This is a genomic window from Tenacibaculum aquaeponti, from assembly GCF_052084715.1.
GTDB lineage: Bacteria > Bacteroidota > Bacteroidia > Flavobacteriales > Flavobacteriaceae > Polaribacter.
In genome coordinates this window covers 2,354,130-2,369,740 of the sequence record NZ_CP197288.1, presented here as the reverse complement: position 1 = coordinate 2,369,740, position 15,611 = coordinate 2,354,130, and the positions used below count along the sequence as shown (strand labels likewise).

General features: G+C 30.6%; 14 protein-coding genes. 2 read left to right on the top strand and 12 right to left on the bottom strand.

Annotation, left to right across the window (positions count from 1 at the left end):
* Positions 1–48: 48 nt before the first annotated feature.
* From ACSIGC_RS10635 to ACSIGC_RS10580, 12 genes are all read right to left on the bottom strand, one after another.
* Entirely contained in the window at positions 49–1,137 is a 1,089-nt protein-coding gene (locus ACSIGC_RS10635) for a serine hydrolase domain-containing protein (RefSeq protein ID WP_442264802.1), read from the bottom strand.
* 4 nt (positions 1,138–1,141) lie between these two features.
* Positions 1,142–2,671, bottom strand: coding sequence for an amidohydrolase family protein (locus ACSIGC_RS10630; RefSeq protein WP_442264801.1), 1,530 nt, complete (start codon positions 2,669–2,671; stop codon positions 1,142–1,144).
* A gap of 157 nt (positions 2,672–2,828) precedes the next feature.
* Positions 2,829–4,130, bottom strand: a complete 1,302-nt coding sequence (locus tag ACSIGC_RS10625) for a phosphatidylserine decarboxylase (RefSeq protein ID WP_442264800.1) — start codon at positions 4,128–4,130, stop codon at positions 2,829–2,831.
* 161 nt (positions 4,131–4,291) lie between these two features.
* Positions 4,292–5,047 (bottom strand): hypothetical protein, encoded by a 756-nt coding sequence (locus tag ACSIGC_RS10620; RefSeq protein WP_442264799.1) that lies wholly within the window; start codon positions 5,045–5,047, stop codon positions 4,292–4,294.
* A 219-nt stretch (positions 5,048–5,266) separates the two neighbouring features.
* A complete protein-coding gene (locus tag ACSIGC_RS10615) occupies positions 5,267–5,806 on the bottom strand; it encodes an NIF family HAD-type phosphatase (protein WP_442264798.1) in 540 nt (179 codons plus the stop codon).
* Positions 5,807–6,523, bottom strand: coding sequence for a 3'-5' exonuclease (locus tag ACSIGC_RS10610; protein ID WP_442264797.1), 717 nt, complete (start codon positions 6,521–6,523; stop codon positions 5,807–5,809). It abuts the gene before it with no gap.
* Between the two features lie 149 nt (positions 6,524–6,672).
* The gene (locus ACSIGC_RS10605; protein WP_442264796.1) at positions 6,673–7,965 is read right to left on the bottom strand and encodes an aminopeptidase P family protein; all 1,293 of its coding nucleotides are present in this window, start codon (positions 7,963–7,965) and stop codon (positions 6,673–6,675) included.
* A 76-nt stretch (positions 7,966–8,041) separates the two neighbouring features.
* Positions 8,042–8,611 (bottom strand): Crp/Fnr family transcriptional regulator, encoded by a 570-nt coding sequence (locus ACSIGC_RS10600; protein ID WP_442264795.1) that lies wholly within the window; start codon positions 8,609–8,611, stop codon positions 8,042–8,044.
* A gap of 84 nt (positions 8,612–8,695) precedes the next feature.
* Entirely contained in the window at positions 8,696–10,027 is a 1,332-nt protein-coding gene (locus tag ACSIGC_RS10595) for a DEAD/DEAH box helicase (RefSeq protein ID WP_442264794.1), read from the bottom strand.
* Positions 10,028–10,164: 137 nt separating this feature from the next.
* Entirely contained in the window at positions 10,165–10,419 is a 255-nt protein-coding gene (locus ACSIGC_RS10590; protein WP_442264793.1) for a hypothetical protein, read from the bottom strand.
* A 65-nt stretch (positions 10,420–10,484) separates the two neighbouring features.
* Complete coding sequence (locus tag ACSIGC_RS10585; RefSeq protein ID WP_442264792.1) at positions 10,485–11,450, bottom strand: succinylglutamate desuccinylase/aspartoacylase family protein; 966 nt, start codon at positions 11,448–11,450, stop codon at positions 10,485–10,487.
* On the bottom strand, positions 11,417–12,319 hold the full coding sequence (locus ACSIGC_RS10580) for a RimK family alpha-L-glutamate ligase (RefSeq protein ID WP_442264791.1): 903 nt from the start codon (positions 12,317–12,319) through the stop codon (positions 11,417–11,419). Before ACSIGC_RS10580 ends, ACSIGC_RS10585 begins: the two co-directional genes overlap by 34 nt.
* An 84-nt stretch (positions 12,320–12,403) precedes the next feature.
* Here ACSIGC_RS10580 and ACSIGC_RS10575 point away from each other — a divergent pair, with 84 nt between their 5' ends.
* Together ACSIGC_RS10575 and folB are read left to right on the top strand one after the other, a co-directional pair.
* A complete protein-coding gene (locus ACSIGC_RS10575; protein ID WP_442264790.1) occupies positions 12,404–15,235 on the top strand; it encodes a VPS10 domain-containing protein in 2,832 nt (943 codons plus the stop codon).
* Positions 15,236–15,598 (top strand): dihydroneopterin aldolase, encoded by a 363-nt coding sequence (folB, locus tag ACSIGC_RS10570; RefSeq protein WP_442264789.1) that lies wholly within the window; start codon positions 15,236–15,238, stop codon positions 15,596–15,598. It begins immediately after the preceding gene.
* The last annotated feature ends 13 nt before the right edge of the window (positions 15,599–15,611 follow it).

Genomic DNA, 15,611 nt, shown 5'->3' with positions numbered 1-15,611 from the left:
CCTTAAATCTACAAAATAAGTTAGTTAATACCAAAAACCTCATTTTAATCATTGTTTTACAATCATTTTGTGAGCTTTTATTAAATTATCTAATCCAGAATCCATATTTCTATTTTTTAACCAAAGTCCTGTAGTTAGTAATGAATTGCCTGTGAAATTTTGTTCTGTAAGTACTAAATTTTGTTTTGGATTTATCATTAAGAAACGTTCTCCATAACCGTCAGACCATACCGTTTCTGTATTAGAATCAATCCACCATTGATACCCAAAGCCATCGTAACGACCATAGTTAATGTGATTTTCCTTTAAATTGCTGTGTGAGGTTATACTTTTTTTAATCCATGTTTTAGATACAATTTGTTTCCCGTTCCAAACACCTTCATTAGCAACCATTGCACCAATTCTAGCTAAGTCTCTTGTGCTTAAAAACAAATAATATTGTTTATGTTTTGAAGGTTTTTTAGGTAGAAACCAAGGAGTGCCAACAATCACATTGTTTTCAGAAAAATCTTGTAACCCCATAGGTTTTGCTAAATATTTTTCCATAAAACTTCCAATAGACATTTTAGTTTCTTGTGTAAAAATGCTCCCTAAAGCATTAGCATCGAAATTGTTTGAGAAAAAGTAAGTTCCTGGAGCATGACTTTCTCTTTTTGGTCTATCTGTTATTTGTGAATCGTGTTCTCCTTGTGAAGGTAAAAATATACCAGATTTAAACATTAAAAGATCTTGTATTGTAGCTGTTTTTTCTTTCTTTGTTAAAGGGACAATTTCATCGATTTTAAGCTCATCTAGTGTTTTATGAATATCGATCAAACCTTTATCTACTGCAATTCCATATAATAAACCTAAAATGGATTTTCGAATAGATGCTATATTCATGATTTTATCTGTAGAACCGTATTCATAAATAATCTTTTCGTTTTTCAGAATAACTATTGAGCGTGTTCTTGAAGGTTTTGTTTTAGGTGTTAATATATTTCGAATTTCTTGAGGAAGAGGTTTTCCATAAGTTAATCTTGTTTGATATTTTGGATTTGGATTGCTAACTCTTGGTACTGCTATGTAAACGAAAAATACAATTAGTAGTAAAAGAATGCTTAAAAGTGTTCTTTTGATAATTTTTTTAGTTCTCATATGTCTATTTTAAATACGTGTCAATATTTATTTTTCTACTTCTATTGTTGGCATTTTTCACAGCTTTTAAGATGTTGTTTAATGTCAATCGGTTTAGATATTTTCCATTGGCAATTACAGCTTCTATACTTTGTGAGTTTTTTATGTTTTCTAGCGGATTTTTATTTAGAAGTACTAAATCTGCACGATAACCAACTTCAATTTTGCCTATAGGTTCTTTCATCCAATTTGCAGTTGCGGAAGTTGTAGCTCTTAATATCTCGGTGTTAGTTAATCCTATTTCACTAAGTGTAAGCAGTTCTTCGTGTAATGAAAAACCAGGAACAGTTCCAGCGGCACCGTTTGCATCTGTTCCAACTGTAATCACTACATTGTTTTTAATTAGAGTTTTTGTTATTAAATCTATTGCTTTTATGTAGGTATCCCAATAAATTTTTGCTTCAGTTTTTTGTTTTTCTGAAAAGTTATTAGAATACTCATAAGAGTTATTACCAGGAAGCCATCCTTTTGAAATTGAAGAACCTTCTATCCATCCCGGATTTTGATATTCTAAAGCAATAGTTTTGAGATAATCTGATAAGTGAAAAGCTTGTTTTGCGGCACTTTTATTAGTCGCTACGGTTGTAGAAATTGTAATATTATTCTTTTTTAACTGAATAGCAATACTATCAATATTTTCTTCAAGATGTTTAAGGTATATCTTTGCATTTTTTGAAGAAATATGTCCAAAACTAAACATAGAAGCATATAATATTGATTCTACATGTGATAATTGTGATTGACCAGAAGTATAAAGTTCCTCAAGTGTAATAGGAACCGGTAAATGTCCAATAACAGGAATGTTTATTTTTTTAGCTTCATCTATAACTGCATAATAATTAGTTTTGTTAAGATCGGAGCTTAACTTAATGGCTTTATAACCTTTGTTTTTATAATAATGAACTGCTTTTCTTGCTGCTTTTGGAGTAGTATAATTTTGATGACGTCTTTCCATCCAGCTTCTAAAATTAGCTTTCATTCCTTCTTGGCTACTAAGTTTAGGCGAAACAATGTAAATGTTTGGTCCAATTGATCCATTATCAATTTCTTTTTGATATTCAAAATGCTCTTTCATTCCTGTCATTTCTCCCACATGAGTAATTCCATTGGCGATATAAAGAAGTAAGTCGTTTTTACTTTTCTTTAAATGCACATGAGAATCAATTAATCCAGGAATTAAGTATTTATTGCGCCCGTCAATTTTATAAAATTCTTTAGTAACAGGAGTACTATCAACATGAACAGCAATGATTTTTTTGTTTTCTACTAAAACTGTCTGATTCGGAATCATAGTTTGTGCATCAGCACTTAATATATTCACATTAGTAATAGCTAATTTTCCTGAGATAGCTTTAAACTGAGAATTATCTACAATTTCAGTGTGGGCACCTAATACATGATCTATCTCTGAGCGGAAATAGAAATACACACCAATATCTACTAATAAGATTCCTGTAAGAATTCCTAATATCCACTTTTTAATTGTTGATTTCATATGTCTATCGTTTGAAATGTTTTAGCAAAAGACAGTAGAAATCTTTATTTAGTTACATACAAAACCCTTGAAAATACTATTAAAAAAGATTTTGAGAGTACAAAAAATAAAGAAGAAGGTCTTTAGACCTTCTTCTTTGTTTTTATGTTGAGCTATTTTATTTGTTGAATAAAACAGAAGCTTGTCCGTATTGAAAATGAATTGGGTTATGTCCAGGGTCATTTTTATACATGTAAATTTCTGATGGTGGTTTTTGGAATAACATAATAATATCTGAACCTCCAAACCTGAATTTTCCAAATTCTTGTCCTTTAACTACAGTTTTTCCTTGCAATTTTGTGTACATGTCTACACCAGAAACTTGACACATTCCAATAGGTAAAATAGCTACTTTACCAACTTCTGGTCCAGCATCCATAATCACTATTCCTCTGGCTTGATTAAATTCGTAACCATCTTCGGCACCATCTGGAGCATCCCATTGTCCGTTTTCCTGTAATTCTACATTTAAAAATACTTGTCCTTGCACAGGAATAATTTCTAAAATTTTTCCACTTACAGGTGTGTGAAAACGATGATAATCGAAAGGACTTAAGAAATAATGTACAAATGTTCCACCATAAAAATCATCACTATATTTACTGAATTCTAAAAGTTGATCAATAGTTCCAATAGTATGAGTTCCTTTTAAAGAAACTTTAGTTTCAACACCTTTCTCATCTAAAACATTTCCGTTGTTATCGATTGGATAAAATTGCTTGTAAGTACAGTCTGCAGGTGATGTAATCACAGTATTATCATTTGGAGCTGTAATTGGACGTAAAGGACTTATTCCTGTTTCTGGATCTGCATCATTAAACTCTCTATAAAAGAATTCATTAAATGTTTTCCAGTTTTTTTCATTTTTAGCGTATAAAGGAAAATTATACATTGTATCGTATTTAAACGATTGTAAACTTTCTTTAGTTAAAGAAGCTTCTGTATCTAAGAAATTACCCCAAGCTTGTGCAAAATCTAGCAACCAATTCGCGAATTTTTCAAAGCTTTGCATTGTTAGTTGTGTTCCAGGAACTTTTTGATCAATTAACCAATAAGATTGACATAATAAATCATATACTTTTTGATTATATCCATTTTTTTGATTGTTACTTTTCCAAGCATTCGGATAGGTCGGGTCATTACTTTCATTAGGAACTAAACGAACATATAAATCTAAGTAGTCTAAATAAGCATTAACGGTTGTTGGCCATCCATTCCCTTGAAAAACATTATCAATTGCATGATATAAATCTGAGTTTAATTTTTCTTTTGCTTCAGTTGAAGCAGCGAGTAAAGAAGCTTCTAAAGCAGCAGTCATTCTTACATCTTCAGAAAGAATTTGCTTTAATTTAGCAACTACAGGGGCGTGTTCATGTGTTCCAATTGGAACTACTACAGTTTTTTGCGTTTGAGTTTCCATACGTGTTTTGGTTATTAATGATATTTAAAGTTCTTAAAAACACGTGTTTAATTGAGTTAAAAAGTCATAAAGGGTTGATTTTTAATTATAATCGACTAAGATTTGAGTATGGGAATTTTTGATTTTACTTTCTTATATAAAATGAATAAGAATTATGAGCTTTATTCAATAACTATTGCCAAATCATGTTTATTTATTTCTATATAATTTAAAAGATGTTCTTCTAGTGCTTTGTCTTTTTCCATAGCACTAAATACTAAGTTTTTTACATGAAGTAGAGAATCTCTGGTGGTTGCATTTATCGATCTTATAGCATCGCCACGATGCTTTTCTAAACTATTCATAAACTCAGGAGTCTCTTTTATGTTTTCGTTCATTAAACGTTCGAAAATGGCTTCATAAACTATAGCTTCTAATAAAGTGAAATCCTTATGTTGTAATTCAATCTCTTTTAAACCATTAATTCCAACACAAATTTTAGTGCTATAAATATTTCCCTTTTTTTCAGATAAGAAGAATTTAGAAGCAACTTTCATTAATTCTTTTTTAGTGAAAGTTTCCTTTTCGCTTTTGTTATAGAATGTTTTATAAAAATAGCTTTTGAATTTTTTATTATCTAATTGAGCTGCAAAAATTGCTTTAGCTTTTGTGCTGTCTGGTAATATTTTTGAAATAGAATCTATTGAAATTTTGTTAGTTAGTAAATATTCATATCTTCGAGGTGTTCTGTTAATTTTAGCACTAATACTGTCATCAATTTTAACTAATGTTGTACTAACAAATTGAAGATTTTTTCCTTCATATTCAAAATTTTCAATTTTTAATTGCACATAATCACCAATATTAAAAGGCGAGGTCTTTTTCTGACAACTGAAAAAGAACATAGAAAAGAAAAGTAAAACAGCTAGATTTTTCATAGTATTATGATTCATAAACAATTTTGTAAAGGAAAACTTTACAAAAAAGAAAAACAATAAAAAGTTAATTTTATTGTTTTTAATTTATGCTATGAATTATCTTTTTTCTTTAAGAAAACGCTTTAATAAAAATTGTTTCAGCTATTCTAAAATTAGTTCTAGAAACAAAAAACATTTTGTTTTAAGTTGTTGTTTGTTAGTGTTTTATTTGGTTTTATGTTAATTGTTCCAACCTCTTTTTTCAAATGTCCTTACATTTTCTACATCTTTTATTTTTATCAGAAAATTAGTTAGTTTTTTTAAATTGTCATCGGCTAAATTTCCTTCAAAAGGATTAATATAAATTGCATTTCCAAAGTTGTCTTTGGTTTTTTCGGGTGAATCATCAACAATTAAAGCGCGTTCTAAAGTAAAACCTTGTTTTTTAATTTTCTTTAATCTTTTTTCATAAACATATCGATCTAAGTCGTAATCTCTTCGGACTGTACAACGAGTTCTTGCCCAAACAAACTCGAAGTTTATATTTTCTGGACGAATAGTTTCAACAATATCATTCACATATGTATCGTCTGCAGAAGACCAAACAGCTAGTTTGAAATGTTGATTTACGAAATCTAAAAACTCATTTAAAAACGGACGCTTATACACGAAATAATCAGCATATTTAAAATCATGTGGAATCGTTAATTTCTTCTCTGTAGCATGAATTAAGGTTTCATCTAAATCTAAAATTAAAAGTATAGGTTCTTTAGTTTCCATTTATACACTAATAATATTTTGATGTTCTAAAATAGGTAAATTCAAAAAGCGTAACACGAGTTGTGCAACAGCGACAGTATCGTTCTCACAATAACGAACAATTCGATTTAAATCATTTTCTTGATAATATACTTGATATACTTCGGAACCATCGATGTCTTCTTTAGGTGATGGAACGCCAAGAATATGCGTTAAAAGTTTTAAAGATGTATAGTGTTTATAATCGCCAAACTTCCATAACTCTAAAGTATCTAAATGCGGAACTTCCCAAGGTTTTTTACCAACTAAATTTAGTTTTTTTGGAAGCTTAATATTGTTAATAATCATTCTTCTGGCAATGTATGGAAAGTCAAATTCTTTTCCGTTGTGCGCACAGAGAATATGTTTTTCTTGTTTGAAATGATTATCAAGTAGATTTTTAAAGTTTTTGAGTAATGTATACTCACTTTCATTCTTAAAAGAAGTAATACGAAGCTGTAGTTTTTTGTTCTTTTCGATAAAATAACCAACAGAAATACAGATGATTCTACCAAATTCAGCCCAAATTCCGGCTCTGTGGTAAAATTGTTCAGCAGTAACTTCTTCTTTTCTTTGATAACGAGTTTTTAACCCGTACAATTCTTGTGTTTCCTCAGGAACATCATTCCAATGTTCATATTGAGGAACTGTTTCAATATCTAAAAACAAGATATTTTTCAGGTTTACGTGTTGTAACATGAATATATAGCAATTTGATTTTCAGTGTGCAATTTTGGTAAAATTATGAAAAAAATTGAAAATGTCACTTCGAGCGCAGTCGAGACGTTTTTAGTAAAGTAACATGTGGATTTTTAAAGTCTCGACTGCGCTCGACTTGACAACTATTTTTATTGATTCATTAAATCTTCGATTTCATCAACTTCGATAGGAATGTTTTGCATTAAGTTGAAAGGTTCTCCTGATTCTTGAACAACTACATCATCTTCTAAACGAATTCCGAAACCTTCATCTGGAAGATAAATTCCTGGTTCAACGGTAAATACCATGTTTGCTTGGATTGGTTCGTGTAATAAACCGTAATCATGTGTATCTAATCCCATATGATGAGAAGTTCCGTGCATAAAATATTTTTTATAAGCTGGCCAATCTGGATTTTCATTCTGAACATCTGCTTTGTCTAATAAGCCTAATCCTAATAATTCAGAAGTCATTAATTTACCAACTTCAACATGATAATCTGCCCAAATTGCTCCAGGAACTAACATTTTTGTAGCTTCATTTTTAACTCTGTTTACAGCATTATACACATCTTTTTGACGAGCTGTATAACGACCAGAAACAGGAATTGTTCTACTCATATCACTCGCATAATTTGCATATTCTGCAGCAACATCAAAAAGAATTAAGTCGCCATCTTTACATTGTTGGTTATTCTCAATGTAGTGTAACACATTTGCGTTATTTCCACTAGCAATAATTGGTGTGTAAGCAAATCCTTTAGAACGATTTCTTAAAAATTCGTGAGCAAATTCAGCTTCAATTTCATATTCCCAAACACCAGGTTTTACAAAACCTAAAATTCTACGGAAACCTTTTTCAGTGATATTACATGCTTTCTGAATTAAATCGATTTCAATTTGATCTTTTACAGAACGTAAACGTTGTAAAATTGGATTACTTTTAGCAACACTGTGTGCAGGATATTTTGCTAATAACCATTTTGTAAAACGAGCCTCACGAGTTTCAGTTTCTATTTTAGCTCTATAGTGTTCATTGGTGTTAATGTAAACAGTATCTGCATAAGCCATCATTTCGGCTAATACTTTTTCTAAATCTTGAAGCCAAAAAACAGTTTTAACTCCACTTGTTTCAAAAGCTTTTTCTTTGTTAAGCTTTTCTCCTTCCCAAATAGCAATATGCTCGTTTGTTTCTCTTAAGAATAAAACTTCTCGTAAGCTCTCTTTAGGGCAATCTGGATAAACAATTAGAATACTTTCTTCTTGGTCTACACCACTTAAAAAGAAAATATCTCTATGTTGTTCAAAAGGTAAAGTAGAATCTGCACTTACAGGATAAATATCATTAGAATTAAAAACTGCTAAACTGTTTGGCTTCATTTGAGCCATAAAGTTTTTTCTATTCTTTATAAATAGATCTTTATTTATAGGAAGATATTTCATTTAGATTTAGTGTTTATAGATTTATATATTTCCAAAAATAAATAAAGAAATTGCGATAAACTAAAGCCAAATGGCCTTATTTTATTTTTTTACGAATTCTACTCATGTGTCTTTTCGAAATTCCTAAAAATGAAGCCAAGTAATGTAACGGAATACTATTTAATAGTTCTGGATCATTAGCTAGTAGTTTTTGATATCTAGCTTCAGGAGAAAGTGTAAGAAGGTTTATTCTATAATCATCAATTAGAAATATTTGCCTTTCAATAAGTTTATGATAAAATAAAAAAAAGGCTTTATTATTTTTTAATAACGTATTAAATTTTTGAATTGAAAGTACATGTAAATTCACTTCACTTAAAGCTTTTATATTTTTTCTAGAAGCTTCTTGATGTAAAAAGCTTTTTAAAGCCGAAGTACAAGTGTTTTTTAATGCTAAATAGGTTGTTTTTTCTTCACCATCGATGGTTATATAATGCTGAAGTATTCCATTTTCAATAAAACAGAAATAATCACAAATAGCTCCTTCTTTAACAAATAGTTCGTTTTTAGAAAGAGTTTTTTTTTCGAAAGCATCTACGATTTCATTGATGTGAATATCAAGTGATTCGTCGTTTATAATTTCTTTTAAATAGATTTTTAAACTCATTCTATGTTCTGATTATGCTGAAGCCAAAATTTTGGTTTAAAAATACTACTTGATAAATAATAAGTGAATTTAAAAACAGGATTTTTAAGATTTTTTTCTGTTGTTGTTTTTCGGTTTTCTTTTAAAGTTGTTTCTAGTTTTTTGATGAACATTAGAGTTACTTTCCTTATCCTTTTCGGATTTCTTTTTAGATCGAAAACTTCGTTTGATTTGGTTTTTTTTACTTGGTTTTGAATTATTGTTGTTTTCTCTTGAAGTTTTTTTCTGTTGAGATTGAACAGTTGGCGTAAGATCAAAGCCTTCTAGTTCAACAATTTTTAGTTTTTGTTTTAATAATTTCTCAATGTTTTTAACATATTCGAATTCTTCATCAGCAACTAAAGATATTGCTTCTCCACTAGCTCCTGCTCTACCAGTTCTACCAATTCTATGTACATAATCTTCAGGGATATTTGGTAATTCATAATTAATAACATGAGGCAATAACGGAATATCTAATCCACGTGCAGCAATATCGGTAGCAACTAAAACACGAATAGTATTTTCTTTAAATCCGTTTAATGCTTTTGTTCTGGCACTTTGACTTTTATTTCCGTGTATGGCAGCTGCAGAAATCTCTCTTTTTTGTAGTTTCTCTGCTAATCTATTTGCACCATGTTTAGTTCTTGTGAAAATTAGTACTTGATCCCAGTTATCTTTTGAAATCAATTCAATAATCATTGCTGCTTTTCTACTTTTTGGAACACGATATATCTTTTGCTTAACCATTTCCGCAGTTGTGTTCTCAGGAGCAGCTTCAACAAGAACAGGATCTGTTAAAATTCCTTTAGCTAAGGCTTTTATTTCTTTTGAAAAAGTAGCTGAGAAAAGTAAATTTTGTCTTTGATTCGGTAGTAAAGCTATTATTTTTTTAATATCTCTAACAAATCCCATATCTAACATTCTGTCTGCTTCATCAAGAATTAGAATATCAACTCGTTTTAAAGACAATACTTTTTGATCATGTAAATCTATAAGTCTCCCTGGTGTAGCAACTAAAATGTCAACCCCATTTCTTATAGCGGCAATTTGTTTTTTGGGTTTTACACCTCCAAAAACAACAGTCGACTTAATATTAAGATGTTTACTATAATCTCGAACATTATCATAAATTTGAGCTGCCAATTCTCTTGTAGGAGTTAATATTAGCGCACGTATTGGTCTAAATTTTGGATTTTTGGTATCTGTTATTATTTGCAATATAGGTAATGTAAAACCAGCGGTTTTTCCTGTTCCTGTTTGTGCAGATGCTAATACATCATTACCTTTTAAAATTACTGGTATTGCTTTTTCTTGTATTGGGGATGGGTTTACATATCCTTTTTCTTCAATTGCTTTTAAAAGCTCTTTCTTTAACCCTAGTGATTCAAATGTCATAAATATGTGTATAGGAATAAATTAAGTTTTATTCCTTTATCGGTTGCAAAGGTACTATTTATAGATTTTGTAAATGAAAAAAACACCTAAATTAGTTTTAGATGCTTTTTTGATATACTTGTTGGAGTTACAATATGTTATTTCTTAATTGCATTTTTAATAACTCCAATAATAGCCATTAATACACCTCCTCCTGCTGTACCTCCAGCAATACTGCCTAAGATACCACCAATATCTAAACCTAAAGTACTTAATATTTGAGCACCAAGTCCTCCTCCTAAAATTCCAACTACAGAATTCCACAATGTTCCCATTGAAAACTTTTTTAATAAGGCTCCAGCAATGTTTCCGCCAACGGCACCTGTTAAAAGGCTAATAATAATTTCAGTCATTTTTTGATTTTTTATTAATTAAAATTACTTTAAATTAACAAAAAAATAATCTGATAACCAAAACTTTACAGGTTTCCTATGTGAAATAAAGGATCACCAAGATTCACAACAGGAAAGTTATTTTTGGCTATGATATAACCATCTTTAGGCGATTTTACAGAGAATTTTGTTTCACCATAAGTATCCATAATAAATCCAACAATTTCTCCTTTTTTAACGGATGCCCCATTTTTAACTTTCGGATTAAAAATACCAGCTGCTCGAGCGCGTAACCAGCTTTTTTTAGTAATTTCTATAGCTTCTTCATGTAAAGGGATTTCTATAGAATCATTAATCATATTAAAATGACGTAAAATTCTTAATGTTCCGTAAATACCTTGATTAATTGCAAATTCATCTAGTCTTAATGATTCACCTCCTTCATAAACAATAACAGGAATGTTATGTTTAAAACATTCGTTTCTAAAAGATTTAGGAATAAGTTTAGAGCCAAATTTAAAAGGAGCATTAAAAATATCAGCCAAAGCTTTTCCACGTTCATCTCGAGGTGTATATCGAATTTGAGCGTAATTACTACGTTGTGCTCCGCCAGTATGATAATCGATAGCAAAATCAACATTTTTAGTAATCTCTTTCATGAGATAATATGCTAATCTACTTGCTAAAGATCCTTTTGTAGAACCTGGAAAACTTCTGTTTACATCTTTTCCGTGTAACTCTCTAGAAAAATCTAAAAATCCAAATATGTTCAATAAAGGAACAACGATTACACAACCTCTATGAATTTTATAAGACTTATCTATTAACATGCGTCTTACTAATTCAATACTGTTGGTTTCATCACCGTGCAATCCACCTTGTAATAAAATAGTCGGACCAGGTTCTTTCCCGTTAAAAATATATACCGGAATTTCTATTAAAGTTCCTGTAGGTAATCTGTCTACAGGGATTTTTATCAGTTTTGATTCTCCTAAAGAAATTCGTTCTCCACGAATAACTATCTCCTCATTCTTGAATTCTTTGTCGAACATTTTTTCTCTAAATATTTTATAATTTCTTCAGCGACATTAACTTTTGTGTAGGCTTCAATTCCTTGTAATCCGGGAGTTGAATTTACTTCAATTAATAATGGTCCACGTTTCGAACGAATTAAATCTACGCCGGCAATAGGTAAACCTAAATAACCAGCTGCTTTTATCGCCATAATTCGTTCTTGATTTGTTAAATCTGCTTTAGTAGCCGTTCCGCCTCTATGAATATTCGATCTAAAATCATCATCTAAACCTTTTCTTTTCATAGAAGAAACAATTTTGTCACCAACTACAAATACACGAATATCTTCGCTATTACTTTCTTTAATGAATTCTTGAAGTAAAATACTCATATTCATTCTGTAAAAAGTATCAATAATAGACTTTGCAGATTTTTTACTTTCCGCCAACATTACACCCATTCCTTGAGTTCCTTCTTGCATTTTAATAATTACTGGTGCTCCGCCCAGTAACTCTATTTGTTCTTTAATGTTTTCAGGATTTACAGAAAAAACAGTATCAGGAATTGGAATTCCTTTTCTGTTCATAATTTGAAGAGTTCTTACTTTATTTTGAGCCCTGAGTATACCTAAAGATCTTGCTGTACTGTATACACCATGCATTTCAAATTCTTTAACAATTGCAGCTCCATGTCGAGTTACCGAAGCACCAATTCTAGGAATAATTACATCAGGTTCGTCAATAATATTTTCTCCTTCATAAATAATTTCTCTTTTACCACCACTAAGTTTTATAGAGCATTTGTTATGATTAATCACACTAACATCATGTCCACGTTTAACAGCTTCGTCATATATTCTTTTTGTAGAATATATGTTTTCACCTACCGATAAAATAAAAATATTCATGAAGATGCTTTTTACACAAATCTAATCAAAATTAAAATGGAAAGTATTTTTTATTTTTGATACTACTTTTAAAGTCAAAACCAAATGAAACAAATCTTATCTATATTCCTATTTGTAGGAATAGTAACCTTTGCACAACAAAATCCGACAAAAGCCAGTATTGTTCAAGATGCACTTCAGCAGAAAGCAACGATGGCTAAAAATTCATTAGTAAAGAATATTCCTTTTGAAAATATTGGTCCAACTGTAATGAGTGGTAGAGTTGTAGATATCGCTGTAAATCCAAACAATACAGTTGAGTTTTACGTTGGATATGCTTCTGGAGGTTTATGGTATACAAATAACAATGGAAATACATTTACGCCAGTTTTAGATAATGCACCAACTCAAAACATTGGTGATATTGCTGTAGATTGGAAAAATGGAACAATTTGGGTAGGAACAGGAGAAAATAATTCATCGCGTTCTTCTTATGCTGGAATTGGAATTTTAAAATCTACAGATAAAGGTAAAACATGGACAAACGTAGGTTTACATGATTCACATCATATCGGTAGAATATTAATTAATCCAAATAATCCAAATGAAGTGGTTGTTGGAGTTTTAGGTCATTTGTATTCATCAAATAATGAAAGAGGAATTTATAAAACTACCGACGGAGGAAAAACTTGGAGTAGAACTTTATTTGTGAATGAAGACACAGGAATTATCGATGTGCAACAAGCTCCGAATAATTTTAACACGTTATATGCTGCTTCTTGGGAAAGAGAACGTAAAGCTTGGAATTTTGATGGTGATGGCAAAAACTCTGCAATTTATAAATCTACTGATGGAGGTAATACTTGGCGTAAGGTTTCTGAAAATAATGGATTTCCAAACGGAGATGGTGTAGGAAGAATAGGTTTGGCGGTTTATGATGAAAATACAGTATATGCTTTTCATGATAATCAATTTAGAAGAAAGAAGGATGGAAAACAAAAAAGTGATTCGAATGCATTGACCAAAGAAGATTTTAAGAAAATGTCTACTGAAGAATTTTTAAAATTATCAGATAAAAAACTAAACAGTTATTTAAAAACAAATGGCTTTCAAGAAAAATACAGAGCAGACAACGTAAAGCAAATGGTGCGATCTGGGGCTGTAAAACCGATCGATTTAGCGAAGTACTTAGAGAATGCAAATTCATTGTTATTTGATACACCCGTAGTTGGAGCAGAAGTTTTTAAAACAACAAACGGTGGGAAGTCTTGGAAGAAAACGCACGATGGATATTTAGATGATATTTATTATTCTTACGGATATTATTTCGGAGAAATTCGAGTAGATCCGCAAGATAAAAATGGAATTTATGTTTTAGGTGTTCCAATTTTAAAGTCAAAAGATGGAGGGAAAACCTTTACATCAATTAGTAGAGAAAATGTGCACGCCGATCATCAAGCGCTTTGGGTGAATTCTAAAGTTCAAGGTCATTTAATTGACGGAAACGACGGTGGATTAAATATCTCTTATGATGATGGTGAAAGTTGGTTAAAATTAAATACACCACCAGTTGGACAGTTTTATGCGATTTATGCAGACAATCAAAAATCGTATAATGTTTATGGCGGATTACAAGATAACGGAGTTTGGGTAGCAAATCATAACGCTCAAATTAACAAGGCTTGGCATCAATCAGGAAAAAATCCATATGAATCAATTATGGGCGGAGATGGAATGCAAGTTCAAGTGGATGATAGAAATCCAAATATTGTATACACAGGATTCCAATTTGGAAATTATTTCCGATTAAACAGAGAAAATGGAGGACAAAAGTACATTCAGCCAAAGCATACTTTAGGTGAGAATCCGTATCGTTTTAATTGGCAAACACCAATATTATTATCTAAACATAATCAAGATATTTTATATCTAGGAGGAAACAAATTACACCGCTCTTTAAATCAAGGAGACGATTGGGAAACAATTTCTGGAGATTTAACTCAAGGAGGAAAAAAAGGAAATGTTGCTTACGGAACATTAACTACAATTAGTGAAAGTCCGTTTCAATTCGGATTGATTTATGTAGGTTCAGATGATGGATTGATACATATTACTAAAAATGGAGGAGGAAGTTGGGAGAATATTTCAAGCACGCTTCCTAAAGATTTATGGGTAAGTAGAGTTATTGCTTCTAAACATAAAAAAGAGCGAGTATATGTTACATTAAACGGATATCGTTGGGATGATTTTTCAACTTATGTTTATGTTTCTGATGATTATGGAAAATCTTGGAAAAACATTGCAAATAATATCCCAACATCACCAGTAAATGTGATTAAAGAAGATCCAGATTACGAGAATTTATTATACATAGGAACAGATAATGGTTTATATGTTTCTTTTGATTCAGGAAAATCTTGGGAAATTTTCAACAAAAACTTACCTAATGTTGCTGTACATGATTTGGTAATTCAACCTAAAGCAAAACATTTAATAGTAGGTACACACGGAAGAAGTTTGTATAAAGCGAATATTAAGCCGTTACAAGAGTATTCTGGAGCGATTTCAGATAAAAGCGATAAAATATTTACTATAAATAATATTAGAAAGAGTGGAAGATGGGGAAGTTCTTGGAGTAAGTGGTTACAACCTTATACACCAAGTATTACGATTCCATATTTTTCAAATACAAACCAAGATACAGTTTTTACAGTTTTCAGTGGTGATGTTGTTGTAAATTCGTTTAAAGTAAAAACTTCAAAAGGGTTTAATGAAGCTGAGTTTGATGCAAGCTTTAGTAAAAATGGATTAAAAAATTATAAAAAAGTAAATAAAGAAGCTGTATTGAATACAGCGAAAAATGGAAAAACATATTTACCTAAAGGAAAATATAAGGTGAAAATGGGTAATGCAATAAAAACATTTGAAATTAAATAAATGGGAGTAATAAAAGTAACGAATATAAAGATCTTTACAAACCATGGATGTCTAGAGGAAGAGGCAAAAATTGGGTCAGAATATAGAGTTGATATAAAAGTTAAGGGAAATTTAACACTTTCTGCAAAAACCGATGAATTAAGTGATACAATAGATTATGTACACTTAAATAGAATAGCTAAAGAAGAAATGAATAAACGATCTAAATTGTTAGAGCAGGTGGCTCAGAGGATGTTAGATCGAGTTTTTGATGAAATTCCTTTGGTAGATGAAGCAGAAATTAGCGTGTCAAAAATTAATCCACCAATAGGTGGGAATGTGGGAGAAGTAACAATTATACTATCAAAAGTGCGTAAAAGTTAAAAAATACTTGCCA

Coding starts and splice junctions, on each gene's coding strand:
- ACSIGC_RS10585 (WP_442264792.1), bottom strand. CDS start 11,450: ATGTTCGACAAAGAATTCAAGAATGAGGAGATAGTTATTCGTGGAGAA.
- ACSIGC_RS10600 (WP_442264795.1), bottom strand. CDS start 8,611: ATGAGTTTAAAAATCTATTTAAAAGAAATTATAAACGACGAATCACTT.
- ACSIGC_RS10605 (WP_442264796.1), bottom strand. CDS start 7,965: ATGAAATATCTTCCTATAAATAAAGATCTATTTATAAAGAATAGAAAA.
- ACSIGC_RS10615 (WP_442264798.1), bottom strand. CDS start 5,806: ATGGAAACTAAAGAACCTATACTTTTAATTTTAGATTTAGATGAAACC.
- ACSIGC_RS10580 (WP_442264791.1), bottom strand. CDS start 12,319: ATGAATATTTTTATTTTATCGGTAGGTGAAAACATATATTCTACAAAA.
- ACSIGC_RS10625 (WP_442264800.1), bottom strand. CDS start 4,130: ATGGAAACTCAAACGCAAAAAACTGTAGTAGTTCCAATTGGAACACAT.
- folB (WP_442264789.1), top strand. CDS start 15,236: ATGGGAGTAATAAAAGTAACGAATATAAAGATCTTTACAAACCATGGA.
- ACSIGC_RS10620 (WP_442264799.1), bottom strand. CDS start 5,047: ATGAAAAATCTAGCTGTTTTACTTTTCTTTTCTATGTTCTTTTTCAGT.
- ACSIGC_RS10610 (WP_442264797.1), bottom strand. CDS start 6,523: ATGTTACAACACGTAAACCTGAAAAATATCTTGTTTTTAGATATTGAA.
- ACSIGC_RS10595 (WP_442264794.1), bottom strand. CDS start 10,027: ATGACATTTGAATCACTAGGGTTAAAGAAAGAGCTTTTAAAAGCAATT.
- ACSIGC_RS10590 (WP_442264793.1), bottom strand. CDS start 10,419: ATGACTGAAATTATTATTAGCCTTTTAACAGGTGCCGTTGGCGGAAAC.
- ACSIGC_RS10635 (WP_442264802.1), bottom strand. CDS start 1,137: ATGAGAACTAAAAAAATTATCAAAAGAACACTTTTAAGCATTCTTTTA.
- ACSIGC_RS10575 (WP_442264790.1), top strand. CDS start 12,404: ATGAAACAAATCTTATCTATATTCCTATTTGTAGGAATAGTAACCTTT.
- ACSIGC_RS10630 (WP_442264801.1), bottom strand. CDS start 2,671: ATGAAATCAACAATTAAAAAGTGGATATTAGGAATTCTTACAGGAATC.